The sequence below is a fragment of the Chryseobacterium endalhagicum genome (genome assembly GCF_016745235.1).
GTDB classification, from domain to species: Bacteria; Bacteroidota; Bacteroidia; order Flavobacteriales; family Weeksellaceae; genus Chryseobacterium; species Chryseobacterium endalhagicum.
In genome coordinates this window covers 1,467,572-1,485,939 of the sequence record NZ_JAELVM010000001.1, presented here as the reverse complement: position 1 = coordinate 1,485,939, position 18,368 = coordinate 1,467,572, and the positions used below count along the sequence as shown (strand labels likewise).

Below are 18,368 nucleotides of genomic sequence, written 5' to 3'. Positions count from 1 at the left end.
TATTGAATGATTATAGGAATGTTGTCTTTTCGCGCAGATCTGGCTGATTGAGCAGATTTTCTTATGCAGGAATTATATCATGAAATTAACCTTCTGAATCTGCCTGATCTGTTCAATCTGCGTGAAAAAGGAAACAAAAAAACGGGCTAAAGCCCGTTTCAATGATATATTTTTATCTGAATTAAGATCTTAATTCTGCGTTATATTCTTTCTGGAAAGATTTGATCAGAGAATCCATCACTTCGGAAATTTCTTTTTCTTCCAGTGTTTTCTCTTCATTCAGAAGCTCAAAACTCATGGCATAAGACTTTTTCCCTTCCGGAAGGTTTTTCCCTTCATAAACATCGAATAAGTTAATTCCCTTAATGAAAGGAGATTTATTCTTTTTCGCCGTTTCATAAAGATCCTGATAGTTTACGTTTTTATCGATCAACAGGGCAAGGTCTCTTCTGATCTTGTTGAATTTAGGAATATCTTTAAACTTAAGTTCGTTTTTAGAACGTAATTCCTGCGCCAGTTCAAGTTCGATTTCTGCGTAGAAACATTCCTGATCAATATCAAAATCTTTCAGCATTGCAGGAAATACTTTCCCGATTCTTACTAACGTTTTTCCATCTGCCTCATAAGCTAATGAATCTGAGAATCTATCGTCGGTTAAAGCCACTTCTTTATAACTAACAGCCAGTCTTTCCAATAAAACTTTTACATAAGCCTTAAGGTTGTAGAAGCTTACGGCAGATTTAGGCTGTAACCAGTTTTCCGCTACATCTCTTCCTGTCACAAGGATTGCTAATTGCTTTCTTTCCTCGTATTTATCTTTTTTATGGTAAATTTTTCCGAATTCGAAGAACTTGATATCCTGATTCTTTCTGTTGATGTTGTACACCGCATTTTGAAGAAGACCTTCCAATAAAGATTTTCTCATGAACGCAAGATCACCACTTAATGGATTCAGTAATTTTACAGCATCGGTTTCATCTTTTACAGAAGTCAGTGAGTTGTTCATCACTTCATTGAATCCAATACTTTGTAAAGTTCTTGCCCAGTTGTTTTCCAGTTCGTCCTGATCGTTGGCGCTCAGTTTCACCGGTGTAAACGAAATTTTCTGCGGAGCATCGATCTTGTTGTATCCGTAGATTCTTAAGATTTCTTCAATCACATCAATTTCTCTGGTTACATCAGCTCTGTAAGCCGGTACAGAAATTTCAAGTCCGTTCTGAATCTCGTTTAAAACCTGGATTTCCAAAGCTTTTAAGATCTCCTTTACTTTTTCTCTGTGGATTTTTGTTCCTAAAATCTGTTCAATTTTTGAGAATCTGATGATCACATAATTGTCCTCGATTTTCTTTGGATATTCTTCCAACAGATCTCCCACTAATTTTCCGCCAGCAATTTCCTGGATCATTTTAATTGCGTGAGTGATAGCTGTTCTCGTGATATTAGGATCTACTCCTCTTTCGAATCTGAAAGAAGCGTCTGTATTTAAACCATGAAATTTAGCACCTTTTCTTACGGCAACCGGATTGAAGTAAGCACTTTCCAGGAAGATCGTTTTCGTTTCATCAGAAACTCCTGAAGTAGCACCCCCGAAAACTCCGGCAATACACATAGGATTATCTTTTCCGTCTTTGATCATCACCTCAGAACCGTTTAAAGTTCTTTCAACACCATCCAGGGTTGTGAATTTGGTTCCTGTTTTTACCGTTCCCACTTTCACTTTGCTGCCTGTAATCTTGTCTGCATCAAAGGCATGAAGAGGCTGTCCGTATCCGTGAAGGATATAGTTGGTAATATCTACAATATTGTTGATCGGGTTTAAACCGATTGCTTTTAATCTGTCTTTTAACCATGACGGAGATTCAGCTACTTTTACGTCTTCAATCACTGCTCCGATGTATCTTGGGCACAGTTCAGTGTTTTCAACTTCCAAAGTGAAACTGTGAGTACCTTCGCCATTTAAAGCTTCAGAAGATACTTTCTCAAACGTGGATTTCTGCTGATTGGTTGAAAGGAATGCGTGAAGATCCCTGGCAACGCCGTAATGAGACATAGCGTCTGTTCTGTTCGGCGTCAAACCGATTTCAATCACTTCATCATTAGCCAGTTCAAAATAATCTGCAAAGTTCTTCCCTACTTCATATTTGGTTTCATCTAAAACCATGATACCTCCGTGGTCTTCGCTAAGGCCAAGTTCGTCTTCCGCACAGATCATCCCCTGAGAAACTTCGCTTCTGATCTTTGCTTCTTTGATCTCAAAAAAGTTTCCGGTTTTATCATAGATTTTAGTTCCCACAACAGCTACAGGAACAGTCTGCCCTGCTTCTACGTTCGGAGCTCCGCAAACAATATTTAATATTTTTCCGTTTCCTACGTCAACTGTTGTTTTCTTTAACTTGTCTGCATTCGGGTGCTTTTCGCAGGTCAGTACTTTTCCTACAACAATCCCTTCCAGACTTCCTCTTACACTTTCAAATTTTTCTATCCCCTCTACTTCAAGACCTATATCTGTAAGGAATTCTCCGATTCTTTCAGTTTTCAGTTCCGTTTTGATAAAGTCTTTCAGCCAGTTGTTTGATATTTTCATTTGCTCAATCTATTTTTATAGACCAGATGCAGTTTTTTACTCCTTTTATCTGATCATTTTTGTTCTTTTTCAAGGTCAGAAACCTTTTTTATTTTGAAAATTGACAAGAATTTTCCGCGGTACAAATGTCGTGTTTTTTTGAGAAACGGCGAAATTTAGAGCTCACTTTAAGAGAATAAGTTTTAATTTTATGATGTCATGAATAGGTCTGTAAAACGCTTTTTATCCTGCCTTTTTATTTTATTCATTTGAGACTTTCTCAAATATTTGGATTCTATACCCTGTAACGGAAGGATAATATAATTCTAGTTTCCTATCTTTCAATATAAAATGATGATCGCCTCCTATTCCCGGGCATTCATTTGTTTCCAACCTGAAAATGTTATCTGGATTTTTTTTGTAATAGTATTTTCCAACTGATTTCTTTTCCATTGTTTCCTTCCAATTTCCATTGCATAAATTTCCATTGGATGTAAAATGCCCGTTATTTTCTAAAATCAAGACCATGTTACTTTCAACTTTTTCTGGAATTAGAGAAGACCGATTTGCATAAACATCACTGCTATTTATTACACTCGAAAGCTTCCACACCCCGACAGGATTATATAACATTGGTTTACAACCGATTAATAATAAAATTAAGAATATTATTGTTGGAATTCTAGTGTTCATGTATTAGTTTTAAGTTCCATATTTCTAAAAACAATATTAAAGCTATTACAATAAAAAAGGATTTTGATAACTCAAAATCCTTTTCATTAATTATTTTCTTAATTTATTACAATCCGATTACCGGCATTGATAACATTAAAATATTTTCACTTTCTTCAAGACCGTCAAGAGGTTCAATAATTCCCGGTCTGTTCGGTTGAGACATTTTCATCGTGATATCGTCAGAGCTTAAAATCGTAAGCATCTCCGTTAAAAACTTCGAGCTGAAACCGATATTGATATCTTCTCCGTTATAGTCGCAAGGAATCTGCATATCCGCTTTGTTTGCATATTCCGTATCTTCGGCATGAAGGTGAAGAATGTTGGCAGACAGCTTAAATCTCACCTGGTTGGTAGATTTGTTAGACATGATCGATGCTCTTTTGATCGCTCCTAAAAGAAGGTTTCTGTTGATCGTCAGTATATTTGGATTTTCTTTCGGGATTACGGCTGTATAGTTAGGATATTTCCCGTCTATCAGTCTGCAGATCCAGATATGTTTTCCAAAAGTAAATTTAGCCATATTCTCGTTGAAGTCGATGGTCACGTCTTCATTGGAGCTTGCTAAGATATTTTTGAAAATGTTCAGAGGCTTTTTAGGCATGATGAATTCCATAGGCTCGGCGTTCATCAGGTCTGTTCTTTTATATACAACCAATCTGTGAGAATCGGTAGAAACAAAATTCGTTTCGTTCTCACCAAACTGGAACAATACACCTGTCATTACCGGACGAAGAGAATCGTTGCTGGTTGCAAAAAGAGTGTTCGTTAAAGCTTCGGATAAAACTCCGGCCGGCATTGCTACGCTCTGAGACGCGTCAAATTCCGGCAGCTCAGGGTAATCATCAGCATTATCCAGCGCTACTGCGAAATTGTCTTTTTCATCTAAAATCTCAAGCTGGCTTCCGGTTCCTTCTGCATTATCCTTTACCACGAACGTTAAAGGCTGTTCACCATAAGTCTTGATAAAATCCTGAAAAATTTTAGCAGGAACGGCAAATTTACCCGAATCGTCAGACTTTACTTCCAGAGAAGTCACAAGAGTAGTCTCGCCATCAGATGCTGTAATGGTAACGTTATTTCCGTCTAATTCAAAAAGATAGTTTTCTAAAATCGGTCTCGATTGAGAGCTTGATATTACGCCACTTACAGTTTGCAATGCTTTCTGCAGTTCACCACTTGAAATAATAAATTTCATAGATTTAAAAATAAGTTTCTACAAATATAATAAATAGAAACTATAATGAAAAAAATAATCATAGGGAGTTTTTCACAAATATCACTAATCTGTTTTGAGACTTGACTTTATATCCGGATTTTGGCAATGATTAATTTTTTATGTTAAGATTTCCCGCACCCGTTTTTCATTGATGCGTGAATAGTATAATAAAAACAGAACGTCACCGTCCCCTCTTCATCAAAATACAAATCCTATATTTGTCAGAAAATAAACCATGCGAAAACCGCCGATTTATAAAAGTTTCATCAACGCTTTGCGCGGTATTCTTCTGATGGCGAAAACGGAAAGAAATTTCCAGATCGAACTTGCCGCCTTTTTCATTAATCTTTTTCTGATCTTCTATTTTAAACTTTCAACAGTGGATGCAGCTCTTATTCTTATGGCTTCCTTAAGTGTTTTAAGTGCTGAAATTTTTAATACAGCGATAGAAAAAGTATGTGACATCATTCAACCTGATTTCGATAAAAGAATTGGCTTTATTAAAGATATTGCTGCGGGAGCTGTTTTGGTGATGGTAGTGGGATCTGTTATTGTAGGGATTGTGGTTTACTGGAAATATGTTTTTTAGGGATTAGGGATTAGGGATTAGGGATTAGGGATTAGGGATTAAAATTAAACATTGCTATTGGATTAATAATTATGTGTTGAATGAATGTTGAATGGGCTAAAGCCCATCCCTATTGGATATTTTCTGTATGTTAAAAATCTGTGGCATCTGCGAAATCTGTGGGAGAAAAAAAATATTACTGCGGGAATTAATTCATTCATATACATTTAATAAAAAAACGGGCTAAAGCCCGTTGATATTGATAAAAATCGTTTTAAAAGTCCGTGGGAGAGCATTTATTTCCCAACATAAATAAATCCTTTCTTTCCCGATTTGAAAACCGCTTCAATTCTTTTATAATCATCCACTTCATATTCATCTGCCTGAAGAATTTCCTCTTCCGTCACTTCGAAAAGCATTCCTTCCACTTCATCACCGCTGTCTCCAGACAGTTCCAGGATCGGATGGTATTTCTGGTTGCTTTTGCGCAACACTTCTGGATCGGTAATTTCCACCATTTTCATTGTATAACCTGTCAGAATATCTTTCTCCCCTTCCAGAAGTCTTCCGAATGTTTCAATTTGTACCTGCTCTTTCTGCAGGGTTCCGTAAGAAAATAAATGGACCATTATAAATATTTTTCAATGATTGGTATTGCCGTTTCAGCCATGATGCCGTAGCCTTTTTCATTGGGATGAACGCCGTCAGCAGAAAGCAGAATTTCTTTGTCTTCCACTATTGCAGCATAAAAATCAATATAGTGTAAAGCATTTTCAGCGGCTGTATCTTTAAGAATCTGGTTGTATATTAAAACATCTCCGTTGATCCGTAATTTCCCTGTTGCAGATTCTATTCCATCTACTTTTTCGGAAAACGGAAGAATACTCACCAGATAAATATCCCCGGAATAGTGTTTGGCATGCTGAACTGCCGTTTTGATATTATTCCTGAACTGATCAGCACTTACCATCTGACTTCCATTCTTTACGGCAAGATCATTGGCCCCATACCCGATAAAAACAATATTTCCTTCTGCAGAATTTCTGGCAGCCAGTTCGTGAGGCATTCTTTTCAGTAAGCCTTCTGTGGTTTCACCGCCTATTCCAAGATTAAAAAGAATCAGTTCGTTGCTCCCTTCATGAAACTGCTGCAGGGCATATCTTTTCAGGATATCTACCCATCCGCCGAATACTCCGTCGTATTCTCCATAAGTAATGCTGTCGCCGAAGAACAGCCCGTAAATCATTTTTTTCATTTTTTAAATTAGATGTTAGATATTAGAAGTTAGATGTTAGAAATTAGTATTGTTAGGATATCAGTAATACTGTTGACCATCACTCATCACTCATAACTCATCACTTATAACTTATAACTCATCATCCGTCTAATATCACTCCAAAATTAGGGTAATATTTTTGTGTGATTGTATAATTTCAATTAAAATTTCAAAGAGTGTCTGTCCATTTTCGGAGAGTAATTCATCCAGTTTTTGCCGGATCAGTTCTACGTTGTAAGGTCTTCCCTGTTTGATTTTATTTTCATAAAAAATACGGGTTGCTTCCGGGCCGAGATCTTCTCTTGACTTTTGGGATTTTTTCCATGTGATCTCAACTTCATCTTTGTTTTCAAATACTCCGAAACCGCCGTACAGAATATCGTCGAAGCCATCGAGTGTTCCTACTTTCCAGTCTGTATCTTTCATGAATACCAAAGAAGCTTCATCATAGAATCCAGGCAGGTCTGAGAAACGGCTGCCGTTGATGGTGATTGTTTTATTTTGATTTGAGTTCAACATCGTTGCTGTAAGATTTTATTCCGTAAATATAAAAAAAGGCTTTTTTTGTGACTAAATTATCCAATAAAAATTCATATTTCTATCAAGGATTTAACGCAAAGTTTTCATTCTAATACTGCATATTTTGAGGAGGCAAAGAAGGAATCAATTAACATTGATTCGATTAAGCAGACGTATTATTCACTCGCTTCATTGGCGGCGTAGTCGAGCTCTTTGCATTACTTTAAACTCAACATCGTCTAAAGTAAAAACTTTGTCAAAAAAATATAAAACTCAACGCAAAACTTCCATGAATACATACTTGGTTTAACAAAAGCAAAGAATTCTGATATAAAAAATGACCGCCATTCAGTGGCGGTCATTTCTATATTTATTTGAAGTATTCTACTCCGTTTTTGAATATGTTGTGGTAGTTTGCGGTCGGTATGTTCTTCATGAGGCCTTCTGCAAAACGCTCCGGGTGTCCCATTCTTCCGTAAATCTTTCCGCAAGGACTGGTAACCCCTTCAATTCCGAATAATGAATTATTTGGGTTGAATGGCATTCCGTGGGCAATGTTTCCATCAAGATCGATATACTGAGTCGCAATCTGTCCGTTTTCGTACAACTTCTTGATTTCTTCTTCTGAAGCCATGAAACGTCCTTCACCGTGAGAGATAGGAATGGTGAATACCTGATCCTTCATTCCTTTTAACCAAGGACTTTCGTCATTGATCACTTTTACGTTCACCATCTGTGAAATATGTCTTCTGATCGCATTGTGAGCCAATGTCGGAGAATTTTCATCCAGATCTTTAATTCTTCCGTAAGGTAGCAGACCGGATTTAACCAAAGCCTGGAAGCCGTTACAGATTCCGATGATCATTCCATCTCTGTCCAATAATTCGTGAACAGCATTTCTCATCTTTTCGTTTTTAAGAACGTTAACGATGAATTTCGCTGAACCATCCGGCTCATCACCTGCTGAGAAACCTCCTGAGAAGGCAAGGATCTGAGAGGTTCTGATCTCTTCTACCCACGCATCAATGCTTTCATCCAATAACTGGTGACTGATGTTTTTCAACGGAAGACTGCTGATGACAGCTCCTTCTTTATGGAATGCATTCAGGGTTTCGTACTCGCAATTTGTTCCCGGGAATACAGGAGCAAATACTTTCGGCTGAGCAATTCCGTGTTTTTTAATGATGATATTTCTTGGGTTGATTGAGTTTGATTTTTCATCGATTTCAACCGTTAATTTTTCTTTTTCCTGTGTTGGGAAAAGGTTTTCAAATGTTCCCGTGTAGGCAGATTCTAGCTCTGAGATTTGAGATTCAAGGTTATTGATTTTTAAAATACCTGAATCTTTTACTTGACCGATCTGCTGAAGAGAAGCATTGCTCAACTCTTCTTTTGATTCGATGATTAAGCTACCAATATCCTTAGCCAATAAAGCATTCTCCTCAATGGTGATGTCTGCTCCCAATCTGTTTCCAAAGCTCATTTTCGCTAAAGCTACTGCAGCCCCGCCTTCTTTAACGGTTTTCACAGAAACAATTTTCCCGGCTTTGATATTGTCGAAAATAAATCCGAAGATTTCTTTTAAGCTTTCATAGTTAGGAAGTCCGTTTTCCTGAGGAATATGACTGAAGAAATACAGTTTATTCCCGGCATTCTTGAATTCCGGGGAAATAACGTTTTTCTTCTCACCATTAGCACAGGCAAATGAAATCAATGTCGGCGGAACATTCAGATCCTGATACGTACCGCTCATTGAGTCTTTTCCTCCGATTGCTGCAAGACCAAGGTTGATCTGAGCATCGTAAGCTCCCAGAAGTGAAGCTAAAGGTTTCCCCCATTTCTCAGGATTCTGACCCAGTTTTTCGAAATATTCCTGGAACGTTAATCTGATATTTTTATAATCACCTCCCATAGCAGCGATCTTAGCAACGCTTTCCACGACTGCATAAGAAGCTCCCAAGAGTGAATTCTGTTTTGAAATTGCGGTATCAAATCCCCAGCTTGCAAAAGAAACGGTTTCGATATCTTTTGCTCCTAAAATCGGCAGTGTCTGAGCACTTCCTTCCATCAATGTCTGCTGGTATTTTCCTCCAAGCGGCATCGCAACCGTAGTTCCTCCTACAGAAGAGTCGAACATTTCCAACAGTCCTTTTTGGGAAGCTACATTTTTGTCGCTTAATATGGTCATAAAGTTCTCTTTTGTAAAAGCAGGTGTTTCTTCTTTTACTTCCTCAAGATGGGTAATTTTCACCTCCTGAGTTTTGGAACATCCGTTGGTATCTAAGAATTCTCTTGAAAGGTCAACGATTTTATCACCTTTCCAGAACATCTGCATTCTTCCTGAATCGGTCACTTTTGCCACTTCTACAGCGACAATATTTTCTTCCTCACAGAATTTGATGAACTGTTCTTTATCTTTCGGATCTACCACCACAGCCATTCTTTCCTGAGATTCGGAAATAGCAAGCTCGGTTCCATTCAATCCTTCATATTTTAATGGTAAAACATCAAGATTCACTTCTAATGAATCTGCAATTTCACCGATAGCTACGGAAACACCTCCTGCTCCGAAGTCATTTGATTTTTTAATCAACCTCGTTACTTCAGGGTTTCTGAATAATCTCTGAATTTTACGTTCTTCAACGGCATTTCCTTTCTGAACTTCAGAACTCATGGTGTGGATAGAAGTTTCATCCTGTTCTTTTGAACTTCCGCTCGCTCCTCCTACACCGTCACGGCCCGTAGCACCTCCTAAAATAATGATGGAATCTCCATTTTCAGGCTTGTCACGTCTTACCCAGTCTACAGGAACGGCTCCGGTAACGAATCCTACTTCCATTCTCTTGGCTTTGTAGCCTTCGTCGTAGATTTCAGAAACCATAGTCGTAGCTAAGCCGATCTGATTTCCGTAAGATGAATATCCATTGGCAGCCTGTTTCGTGATGGTTTTCTGAGGTAATTTTCCCGGTAACGTTTTATCAACCGGTTCTAAAACATCGGCAGCACCCGTTAATCTCATCGCCTGGAATACAAATGATCTTCCGGACAAAGGATCTCTGATCGCTCCTCCCAAGCAGGTTGAAGCCCCTCCGAAAGGTTCAATTTCCGTAGGGTGATTATGGGTTTCATTTTTGAATAATAAATACCACGGCTCTTTTTTACCGTCGTATTCAGCTTCGATCTGAATCGTACATGCATTAATCTCGTCTGAGATGACAAGGTTCTCCAGATTCCCTGTTTTATGGAAATATTTACCACAAACTGTCGCAAGATCCATTAAAGAGATCGGCTTCAGCTCGCGGCCTAAGAATTTTCTTTTTTCGATATAGTCACTGAAAATAGTATCCAGTGTCTGTTTGAATGCTCCTTCAAACTGAATGTCTGACAATTCTGTTTCAAAAGTGGTATGACGGCAGTGGTCACTCCAATAGGTGTCTAAAACTTTCAGTTCGGTCTCGGTAGGATTTCTCTTTTCTGTTTTAAAGTATTCCTGAATAAATTTCAGGTCGTCCAATCCTAATGCGAAACCGTGATTATTGTAAAAATTCTCAAGCTCAGCATCATTGAAACTGATGAAATTTTCGTGGATCAAAACTTTTGACGGAATTTCGTCTGCCGGAATATCCAGAATGGAAAGATCTTTTTCCTGAGATTCAACCTTATTGATCAGAAGGTCTTTGATTTTTACTAAATCTGCTTCAGAAACGCCTTCAAACTGGATCAGTTTTCCGCTTCTTACTTTAGATTTTTCATTCTCCGTGAGTAACGCGATACACTGCTGTGCAGAATCTGCACGCTGATCGTACTGGCCGGGTAAAAATTCCATTCCGAAATTAATTCCTTTTGCAGGATTTTCTTCATGCAAAATATCAGTAACGGGATCTACGAAAGTGTTGCTTACCACTTTTTCGAATTCACCGTCATTTAATCCAAAAATATCGTAAATATTGTACACTTTTACGCTTTGGACAGACGGAACGACTGCTTTTACTTCATCAAAAATTTTTGGACTTTCAACATCGAAAATTCCTCTTTTTTCTACGAAAATTCTTTTGTTATTAGACATTAGATGTCAGATTTTAAATATTAGATTTATTACTTTCTTTTTACTTTTTTCAGAACCCTATTGGTCCTTTATATTTTACAGCTTCAACGTCAGATTATTGTCATCTGTTCCGTCTGTATTGGAAGCGTTTTTTGATGCATTGATCCAGTCGTCTCCGTTTAGAACCAGTTTAAAGGCATAGGTTTTCTCTTTTTCAAAACCGGATTTCGGAACTTCCAACTCGAAGCGGTTATCTTCTTTCTTCGTTAACTGGTAGTTCTTGTTGTCTGTCTTCCAATCATTGAAAGATCCAGCGACAGAAGCACTATTGATCAGTTTTGAGTTTAAATTCTTTGGATGCGTATAGGTAAATACTACGTTATCTCCTTTCAGATAATATCCTTCAGTTTCCTTTTTGCCCGGTTTTGTCGTCAGATCATTCATTAATCTGGCTACCGAATTATAAAGCGCCGGGAATGTATCCGGACCGCTGACATTTACAATAACGCAAACCCCTGTATTCAGTTCGGGATAAATCGCAAACCATAACTGGTCTCCGAATGCACCTCCGTGCTTATACCCCATTTTTCCATGTTCACTAAGGCCGTAGCTGTCCCAAAAATACCCGTACCAATCTCCTTTACTGTTACTGATGTTTCGTTGAGACTCCTGAACAATTGAGTTTTTTGAATCGAGTTCATATTGTAAGAACTTCACCAGATCTCCCATCGTCGATTTGGTTTTTGCTCCACTTGCACCCCATAAATGACTTATGGATTTTGGCATCAGACGTCCGCTTGCATGATATCCATTCGCTAAGACCTCACCTTTACCCAATTCCAGTTTGGTGTGATCCATTCCTGCTTTTGACAGGATATTTTCTTTAAGCAGCGTTTCATAGCTTTTCCCGTAGATATTTTCCAGCATCAGACCTGTCAGTTCAAGACTTAAGTTGCTGTAATTATATTTGATTCCGGGTAGGGTATCCAGTTTTACTTTTTGAAGATCCTGCTTAAAATGATCTTTTGTATAATTCTCTCCTAATGCATTGTATTGAAAAGGCGTTTCATCTGACATTGTTTTCCGGATTTCGGTGTCATCAGGCAGATTACGCGGCAATGCAGTTCTGTAGGAAATCAGATCTTTAATTTTAATGGGAGTTCCGTTGTATTCCAAATTGGGATATGATCCTTTCAGATATTTACGGATATCGTCATCAAGATTAATTTTATTTTCCAAAACGGCCTGAGCCAGCAATTGTCCGGTAAAAAGCTTGGTCACAGATGCTATTTCAAAATAGGTATTGTCATCTGCTTTATTTCCCTTTCCTTTATCTATTTCCCCGAAGTGTTTTGTATACACTTTTCCGTCTTTCACTATTCCGATGGAAACGGAATAAGCCCCTGATTTTTGGGCGAGCTTTTGAGCATTGGCATCCATAATAGCATACACATCATTCTGCTTTTGCGAAAAACTTTTCACAGAAAGAAAAATAAGCAGAAAAAAGGAAAGACTTTTCACCGTCATAGATTATCTTTTATTTTACAAATTGATCAGAATCATTAAACCTGCATTCTGACAGAAATCTTTTAAAATAAAAAATGCAGCCCAAAAGACTGCATCTGTTTTATACTTTAAGATCAGCCTCCAATCCTATCAGGTCTTTATTCTGATCCAGAATCGGCTGAACTTCATTCGCGATGAATTCTTCCGTTTGGATAGGTGCAAAACCGATAAAGTTTTTAGGATCTAAAACTTCTTTTAATTTTGATTTGTCTAATTTTAAAGAATCGTCGTTTAAGATTCTTTCAATCAGGTCATTTTCCTTACCTTCTTCTTTCACTTTCTTGGAAGCTTCCATAGAGTGAACTCTGATCACTTCGTGAATTTCCTGACGGTCACCGCCGGCTTTCACTTCTTCCATGATGATATATTCCGTAGCCATGAAAGGAAGTTCTTCCATAATATGTTTGTTGATTCTGTTTGGATAAACAACGATTCCATTCATGATGTTGTTCCAGATCAATAGAATAGCATCAACAGCAAGGAAAGCCTGAGGAATTGTTAATCTCTTGTTTGCAGAATCATCCAGAGTTCTTTCAAACCATTGAGTTGAAGCTACCATAGCAGAACTTGTCGTTAAAGACATTACATATTTTGCCAAAGCTCCGATTCTTTCACTTCTCATTGGGTTACGTTTGTAAGCCATTGCTGATGAACCGATCTGGTTTTTCTCGAACGGTTCTTCAATTTCTTTAAGATTTTGAAGAAGACGTAAATCGTTGGTGAATTTATGAGCAGACTGAGCGATATTTCCTAGTAAAGCCACTACTTTAGCATCAATTTTTCTGTCGTACGTCTGACCTGAAACTCCGAATACTTTCTCAAAACCGAATCTTTTTGAAAGTTCTTTATCCAGGTGTTTTACTTTTGAATAATCACCGTTGAAAAGCTCTAAGAAACTTGCAGCAGTTCCGGTAGTTCCTTTTACACCTCTGAAACGAAGTGTTTCTAAGAAGAAATCCAATTCTTCGATGTCAAGAACCAAACTCTGTAACCAAAGAGTTGCTCTTTTTCCAACGGTCGTCAGCTGAGCCGGCTGGAAATGGGTAAATCCTAAAGTAGGAAGATCTTTATACTGAATAGAGAAATCCGCTAAGTTTTTCATCACATTAACCAGCTTTTTCTTTAAGATTAAAAGCCCGTCACGGATCTGAATAAGGTCTGTATTGTCTCCTACAAAAGCTGAAGTAGCTCCCAAATGGATGATTCCTTTTGCTGAAGGCGCCACATCTCCATACGTGTGAACGTGAGCCATTACATCATGACGGAATTTCTTTTCGTATTCTGCTGCTTTATCGTAATCGATGTTTTCAGCATTAGCTTTAAGCTCAGCAATCTGCCCGTCTGTAATATCAAGACCAAGGTCTTTTTCAATTTCAGCAAGAGCAATCCAAAGCTTTCTCCAGGTACGGAATTTGTTGTTATGTGAGAAATTAAACAACATTTCTTCACTGGAATAGCGCTCTTCCAATGGATTTTTGTAGGAATTCATTCTTTCTTTTACTTTTAGATGCACAAAAATACGGATTTTCAGTGAGAGATGAAAATTGTAAAGGCGCTTTTAAATTTTAGTTTAAAAGGACGCGGATTCTATAGCTTCTTTCACGTCTAACAGAGGTTTTCACACCCTATTTTAAAGTATTATTCTAATTTTTCAAAGGGTAGTGATTTTATTTCAAATTATTTTATAAATTCGTAAATATAGCGGAACTCGAAAAGCTGAGAGAGTAGAGAAACCAAATTAAAGCAAACGTATAATGAAAAATCTAAAAAAATTATCAAAGTCAAGTTTAAAAATGATTTCAGGAGGATGGGTTCCTCAACCGGGACAAAGCTGTCCGTCCGGAACATGCCAATATACTGAAAACGGACCATGCAGAAAGTATGACGCTGATAAGTGTTATTAAAAAACAGTTAAACATTCACGCTTTACCCATAAAAATAGCCGTTCGTTTGAACGGCTATTTATGTTTAAAGAAACAATCCGGAGATCGTTGGGAAGCTTATTATGCAAGTCCGCAATCCGATCCTACAGGAATACATTTTTTCACAAATGAGCACCAGAAATAGCCTGGTAAGCACATCGGGATTCCTCCCTGAACGGTTTTCAATTCTTTTTTTGATAATTTTTTAAGATTTTTCATAGTTATAATTTTTGGGGTCGTTCCTACTCTGATAAGCTTTTCGGATTCCGCTGTGATTTGATCTTACTAATATACATTTTTTTTAAATCGAAAATATAATTCTCTCTAAGTTAGGGATAAGATTGTTTATGAATATCCTGTCTGTTAATGCCCTTTCCAACATTTCTTTAAGGTTTAATTAAAAAAATCCACAAAAAAAACCGCTCCACTGAACGGCTTTGTTATATTAAAATCCGGATTTACCGATAAATCACAACATCATCTTTTTTAATCTGGTAACCTGATTTTTTGTAGGGAACCAAAACGTACGTTTCCTTGATATAGCTTCCGCTTTTCCACATTTTGCTTTTTCCTTCTCTGGTAAGGATAATGCTTTTTGCATTTCCATCCGGGATAAAAATTTCCGCTCTTTTCATGTCTTTGCTAAAAATAACGGCTGTCATTGAAGTGGAGCTTTTATCAGTGCTCACTTCTTTTAATTTAATTTTCTGTGCAAAAACTTTTACACAGTCATTTTTGATCTGTGAATACGTATAACCTGCTGAAGCTCTGCAGCCATGAACATCCTTATCTCCTCCTAAAACCGGAGTAGATTGCTGGCAGAAGGCCCAGGAACTGAGAAACATTGCGCCCAAGAGAATAGTTTTTTTCATATTTGAAATATTAATGGTTTTAGTTTAAAAAATAACAACAAGATATTTGGTCTAAGATACAAAAAAACTACTCATTTTTTAGTGATTTATAGCATATTGTTTATTATTGTTGTTGATTTTCCAGACTTCTATGAAATTCTCAGGATCACTGATGGAAATATTAAAGCAAAGAGACCGCCTTAAAAGGCAGCCTCTGTTTTATTTTATAAAATCCGGATTTACTGATAAATCACCACATTATCTTTTTTAAGCTGGTATTCGTTTTTCTTGAAAGGAACCAATACATAATCATCTTTCTTCCATATTTTTCTTCTTCCGATTCTTGTCAGGATCAGGCTTTCTCCGTCTGTATCAGGAATGAAAACTTCCGCTTTCTTCATGTCTTTGCTGAAAATCACAGCTGCCATTGAAGTAGAACTGCCTTTGGGAGCAACTTCGGTTAGTTTGATCTTCTGCTCGAAAACCCTTACACAATCTTTTTTGATCTGCGAGTAGGTATAGCCCGCAGAACCAATACATCCATGAGAATCTCTGTCTCCTCCTACCGTCTGTGCCCATATCAAAGATCCCATAAACATGGCTCCAAGTACAATCATTTTTTTCATAATTATTATTTTAAAGTTACAAGTGTGCTACTAAAAATCATGCCAAAAAAAAAGAAAAAGCCACTCCAAAGAATGGCTTTTCGGTATTATTTCGTCCAGTTGATTTTTGAATGTTTCACCTCATCGGAATTGGTTCCGATCATGATATCAAATTCTCCCGGTTCCCAGTCAAATTTCAGTTCTCCATTGTAGAACTTCAGGTTTTCAGGGTTGATGTCAAAAGTTATCTTTTTAGATTCTCCTTTTTTCAGGAAAACTTTCTGGAATCCTTTCAGTTCTTTCACAGGTCTGGTGATGCTTCCCACCATGTCTCTGATATAGAGCTGCACCACTTCAGCTCCGTCATAGTTCCCGGAATTGGTAACCGTTACTGAAGCCTGAATTGTTTGATTTCCTTTTGGATTTGAATTGGAAACCGTCATATCAGAGTAGCTGAATTTAGAATAGCTCAACCCATATCCGAACGGATACAGCGGTGTATTACATTCATCCATATAATTGGAACGGAATCTTTCGTAAACACATTTATCTACTTTGTCCTGACTTAAAGGACGACCGGTATTTTTTGCATTGTAATAAATAGGAACCTGTCCTAAACTTCTCGGGAAGGTCATTGGAAGCTTTCCTGAAGGGTTTACTTTCCCGAACAAAACATCTGAAATAGCATTTCCTGCTTCGGAACCTGCAAACCAGGCATTAAGAATAGCATCCGGTGTATCTTTTACATTGGTTAATGCCAGCGGGCGCCCTGTGTAAAGTACCATGGCAATCGGCTTTCCAGTTTTTTTCAGTTCGTTTAATAAATCAACCTGAGACTGAGGAATGGTAATTTCCGTTCTTGAAGAGGATTCACCGCTCATTTCCGCAGATTCACCGATGGCAAGAACAATAACGTCTGCTTTATTGGCGATATCAACGGCTTCTTTCAATAATTCTTCTTTGGAACGGTTGTCTCTGTCTGTTTTTTTACCGTGAGCTGCGTAGACATCTTCCAGTTTTGCATCGTAATCAATGTTTGCGCCTTTTGCAGAAAGGAATTTCACTTCTTTTCCGTAATTAGCCTGAAGCCCCTGCATCAAAGAAACTGAAGCGGCATGTTTTGTAGCTACGCTCCATGTTCCGGCCATATTCAGTGAGTTGTTCACCAATGGCCCGATTACCGCTACCGTACCGGATTTTTTTAATGGCAATACCTGTTTTTCGTTTTTCAGCAATACCATAGACTGAGCTGCTGCACTTCTTGCGATATTACGGTTTTCCATGTTGTACACCTCTTTTGCAGCCAGTTTTGCATCTCCGTATTTGTAAGGATCATCGAACAGACCAAGGTCGTATTTAGCTTCAAGAATTCTTCTTGCTGCCATATCGATTTCAGCCTGGGTCACTTTTCCTTCGTCTAAAGATTTTTTCAGGGTAGTTAAAAAACCTTCGCCTACCATATCCATATCTATTCCGGCTTTCAGGGCTAAAGCAGATACCTGCTGAAGATCTCCCATCCCGTGCTCCACCATTTCATTGATTCCAGTATAATCGGTCACTACAAACCCTTTGAAGTTCCACATTTTTCTCAGTACTTCTGTCTGAAGCCACTTGTTTCCGGTTGCCGGAACACCGTCCACTTCATTGAAAGAAGCCATTACAGAAGCCACCCCAGCATCTACTGCGGCTTTATAGGGAGGAAAATATTCATTGAACATTCTTACATGGCTCATATCCACTGTATTGTAATCACGGCCGGCTTCACCAGCTCCGTACAGGGCAAAATGCTTTACGCAGGCTAAAATGGTATTTCCCACGGAAAGATCTTTCCCCTGATACCCGTACACCATGTTCTTGGAAATCTCACTCCCTAAGTACGGATCTTCTCCGGAACCTTCGGAAACCCTTCCCCATCTTGGTTCACGGGAAATATCCACCATAGGCGAAAAAGTCCAGTTAATACCATCTGAAGAAGCTTCTTTCGCAGCTACTCTCGCAGACTGCTGTACAAGATTCATATCCCAGGAAGCGGCCAATCCTAACGGAATCGGGAAAGTGGTTTCGTAACCGTGGATGACATCCATTCCGAAGATCAAAGGAATTTTCAGACGGCTTTTTTCTATAGCGACTTTCTGGACGGCTTTGATCTTTTCAGCTCCTTTTATATTGAATAATCCTCCTACTAATCCCTGCTCCACTTTTTTTCCGATATCTGAGCTTTGCGCCTGTCCGGTGGTAAAATCTCCGGAGGTTGGCAGGTTGAGCTGACCAATCTTTTCATCTAAAGTCATTTTAGACAAAAGATTGTCTACGAAAGCTTTTTTCTTAGCCTGATACTGAGCGGTCTGGTACGCCTGCACGGGCTTCGTTACCATTTCCTGTGCGGAAAACACGGGCGAAAGTGCCAGGGTTGCGATTACAATTAACTTTTTCATAAATCTATCTTCTTAAATTATAGTTCTGTTTTATTGTTTACTTTGGGTACTTTTTGTTGGATAGCGC

Annotated in this window: 15 protein-coding genes; 2 read left to right on the top strand and 13 right to left on the bottom strand. The window is 38.2% G+C overall.

All coding sequences use genetic code 11. The features are described from left to right. Positions 1 to 181: 181 nt before the first annotated feature. The 3 genes from pheT to dnaN all read right to left on the bottom strand — a co-directional run bounded on the left by pheT (position 182) and on the right by dnaN (position 4,493). Positions 182 to 2,584, bottom strand: a complete 2,403-nt coding sequence (gene pheT, locus JET18_RS06455) for a phenylalanine--tRNA ligase subunit beta (protein ID WP_202089795.1) — start codon at positions 2,582 to 2,584, stop codon at positions 182 to 184. A 240-nt stretch (positions 2,585 to 2,824) separates the two neighbouring features. Further along, on the bottom strand, positions 2,825 to 3,256 hold the full coding sequence (locus JET18_RS06450) for a hypothetical protein (RefSeq protein ID WP_202089794.1): 432 nt from the start codon (positions 3,254 to 3,256) through the stop codon (positions 2,825 to 2,827). 106 nt (positions 3,257 to 3,362) lie between these two features. After that, on the bottom strand, positions 3,363 to 4,493 hold the full coding sequence (dnaN, locus tag JET18_RS06445) for a DNA polymerase III subunit beta (RefSeq protein ID WP_202089792.1): 1,131 nt from the start codon (positions 4,491 to 4,493) through the stop codon (positions 3,363 to 3,365). Positions 4,494 to 4,749: 256 nt separating this feature from the next. Between dnaN and JET18_RS06440 the strand changes: the two genes are divergently transcribed. Then, a complete protein-coding gene (locus JET18_RS06440) occupies positions 4,750 to 5,103 on the top strand; it encodes a diacylglycerol kinase family protein (RefSeq protein WP_202089791.1) in 354 nt (117 codons plus the stop codon). Positions 5,104 to 5,378: 275 nt separating this feature from the next. Here JET18_RS06440 and JET18_RS06435 read toward each other — a convergent pair whose 3' ends face one another. From JET18_RS06435 to purB, 6 genes are all read right to left on the bottom strand, one after another. Then, positions 5,379 to 5,711: a gamma-glutamylcyclotransferase family protein gene (locus JET18_RS06435; protein WP_202089789.1), complete on the bottom strand. Its 333-nt coding sequence runs from the start codon at positions 5,709 to 5,711 to the stop codon at positions 5,379 to 5,381. Continuing rightward, entirely contained in the window at positions 5,711 to 6,337 is a 627-nt protein-coding gene (locus JET18_RS06430; RefSeq protein ID WP_202089787.1) for an SGNH/GDSL hydrolase family protein, read from the bottom strand. Before JET18_RS06430 ends, JET18_RS06435 begins: the two co-directional genes overlap by 1 nt. A 135-nt stretch (positions 6,338 to 6,472) precedes the next feature. Then, positions 6,473 to 6,877 carry a ribonuclease inhibitor gene (locus tag JET18_RS06425; RefSeq protein ID WP_202089786.1) on the bottom strand — a complete coding sequence of 135 codons (405 nt, stop codon included), beginning with the start codon at positions 6,875 to 6,877 and terminating at the stop codon, positions 6,473 to 6,475. A gap of 370 nt (positions 6,878 to 7,247) precedes the next feature. Next, positions 7,248 to 10,943 (bottom strand): phosphoribosylformylglycinamidine synthase, encoded by a 3,696-nt coding sequence (locus tag JET18_RS06420; RefSeq protein ID WP_202089784.1) that lies wholly within the window; start codon positions 10,941 to 10,943, stop codon positions 7,248 to 7,250. Between the two features lie 75 nt (positions 10,944 to 11,018). Continuing rightward, positions 11,019 to 12,449, bottom strand: coding sequence for a serine hydrolase (locus tag JET18_RS06415; protein ID WP_202089783.1), 1,431 nt, complete (start codon positions 12,447 to 12,449; stop codon positions 11,019 to 11,021). Positions 12,450 to 12,549: 100 nt separating this feature from the next. Next, a complete protein-coding gene (purB, locus tag JET18_RS06410) occupies positions 12,550 to 13,977 on the bottom strand; it encodes an adenylosuccinate lyase (RefSeq protein ID WP_072922338.1) in 1,428 nt (475 codons plus the stop codon). A 265-nt stretch (positions 13,978 to 14,242) separates the two neighbouring features. On the opposite strand from purB, the gene JET18_RS06405 reads away from it, so the two are divergent. Then, positions 14,243 to 14,392, top strand: coding sequence for a hypothetical protein (locus JET18_RS06405; protein ID WP_202089782.1), 150 nt, complete (start codon positions 14,243 to 14,245; stop codon positions 14,390 to 14,392). Positions 14,393 to 14,491: 99 nt separating this feature from the next. On the opposite strand, the gene JET18_RS06400 is transcribed toward JET18_RS06405, so the two are convergent. The 4 genes from JET18_RS06400 to bglX all read right to left on the bottom strand — a co-directional run bounded on the left by JET18_RS06400 (position 14,492) and on the right by bglX (position 18,301). Next, positions 14,492 to 14,629, bottom strand: a complete 138-nt coding sequence (locus JET18_RS06400) for a bacteriocin-like protein (protein WP_202089781.1) — start codon at positions 14,627 to 14,629, stop codon at positions 14,492 to 14,494. Between the two features lie 239 nt (positions 14,630 to 14,868). Further along, a complete protein-coding gene (locus JET18_RS06395; protein WP_202089780.1) occupies positions 14,869 to 15,282 on the bottom strand; it encodes a hypothetical protein in 414 nt (137 codons plus the stop codon). Positions 15,283 to 15,500: 218 nt separating this feature from the next. Further along, positions 15,501 to 15,887, bottom strand: a complete 387-nt coding sequence (locus tag JET18_RS06390) for a hypothetical protein (RefSeq protein WP_202089779.1) — start codon at positions 15,885 to 15,887, stop codon at positions 15,501 to 15,503. Positions 15,888 to 15,973: 86 nt separating this feature from the next. Continuing rightward, positions 15,974 to 18,301, bottom strand: coding sequence for a beta-glucosidase BglX (gene bglX / locus JET18_RS06385; protein WP_202089778.1), 2,328 nt, complete (start codon positions 18,299 to 18,301; stop codon positions 15,974 to 15,976). Positions 18,302 to 18,368 lie beyond the last annotated feature (67 nt).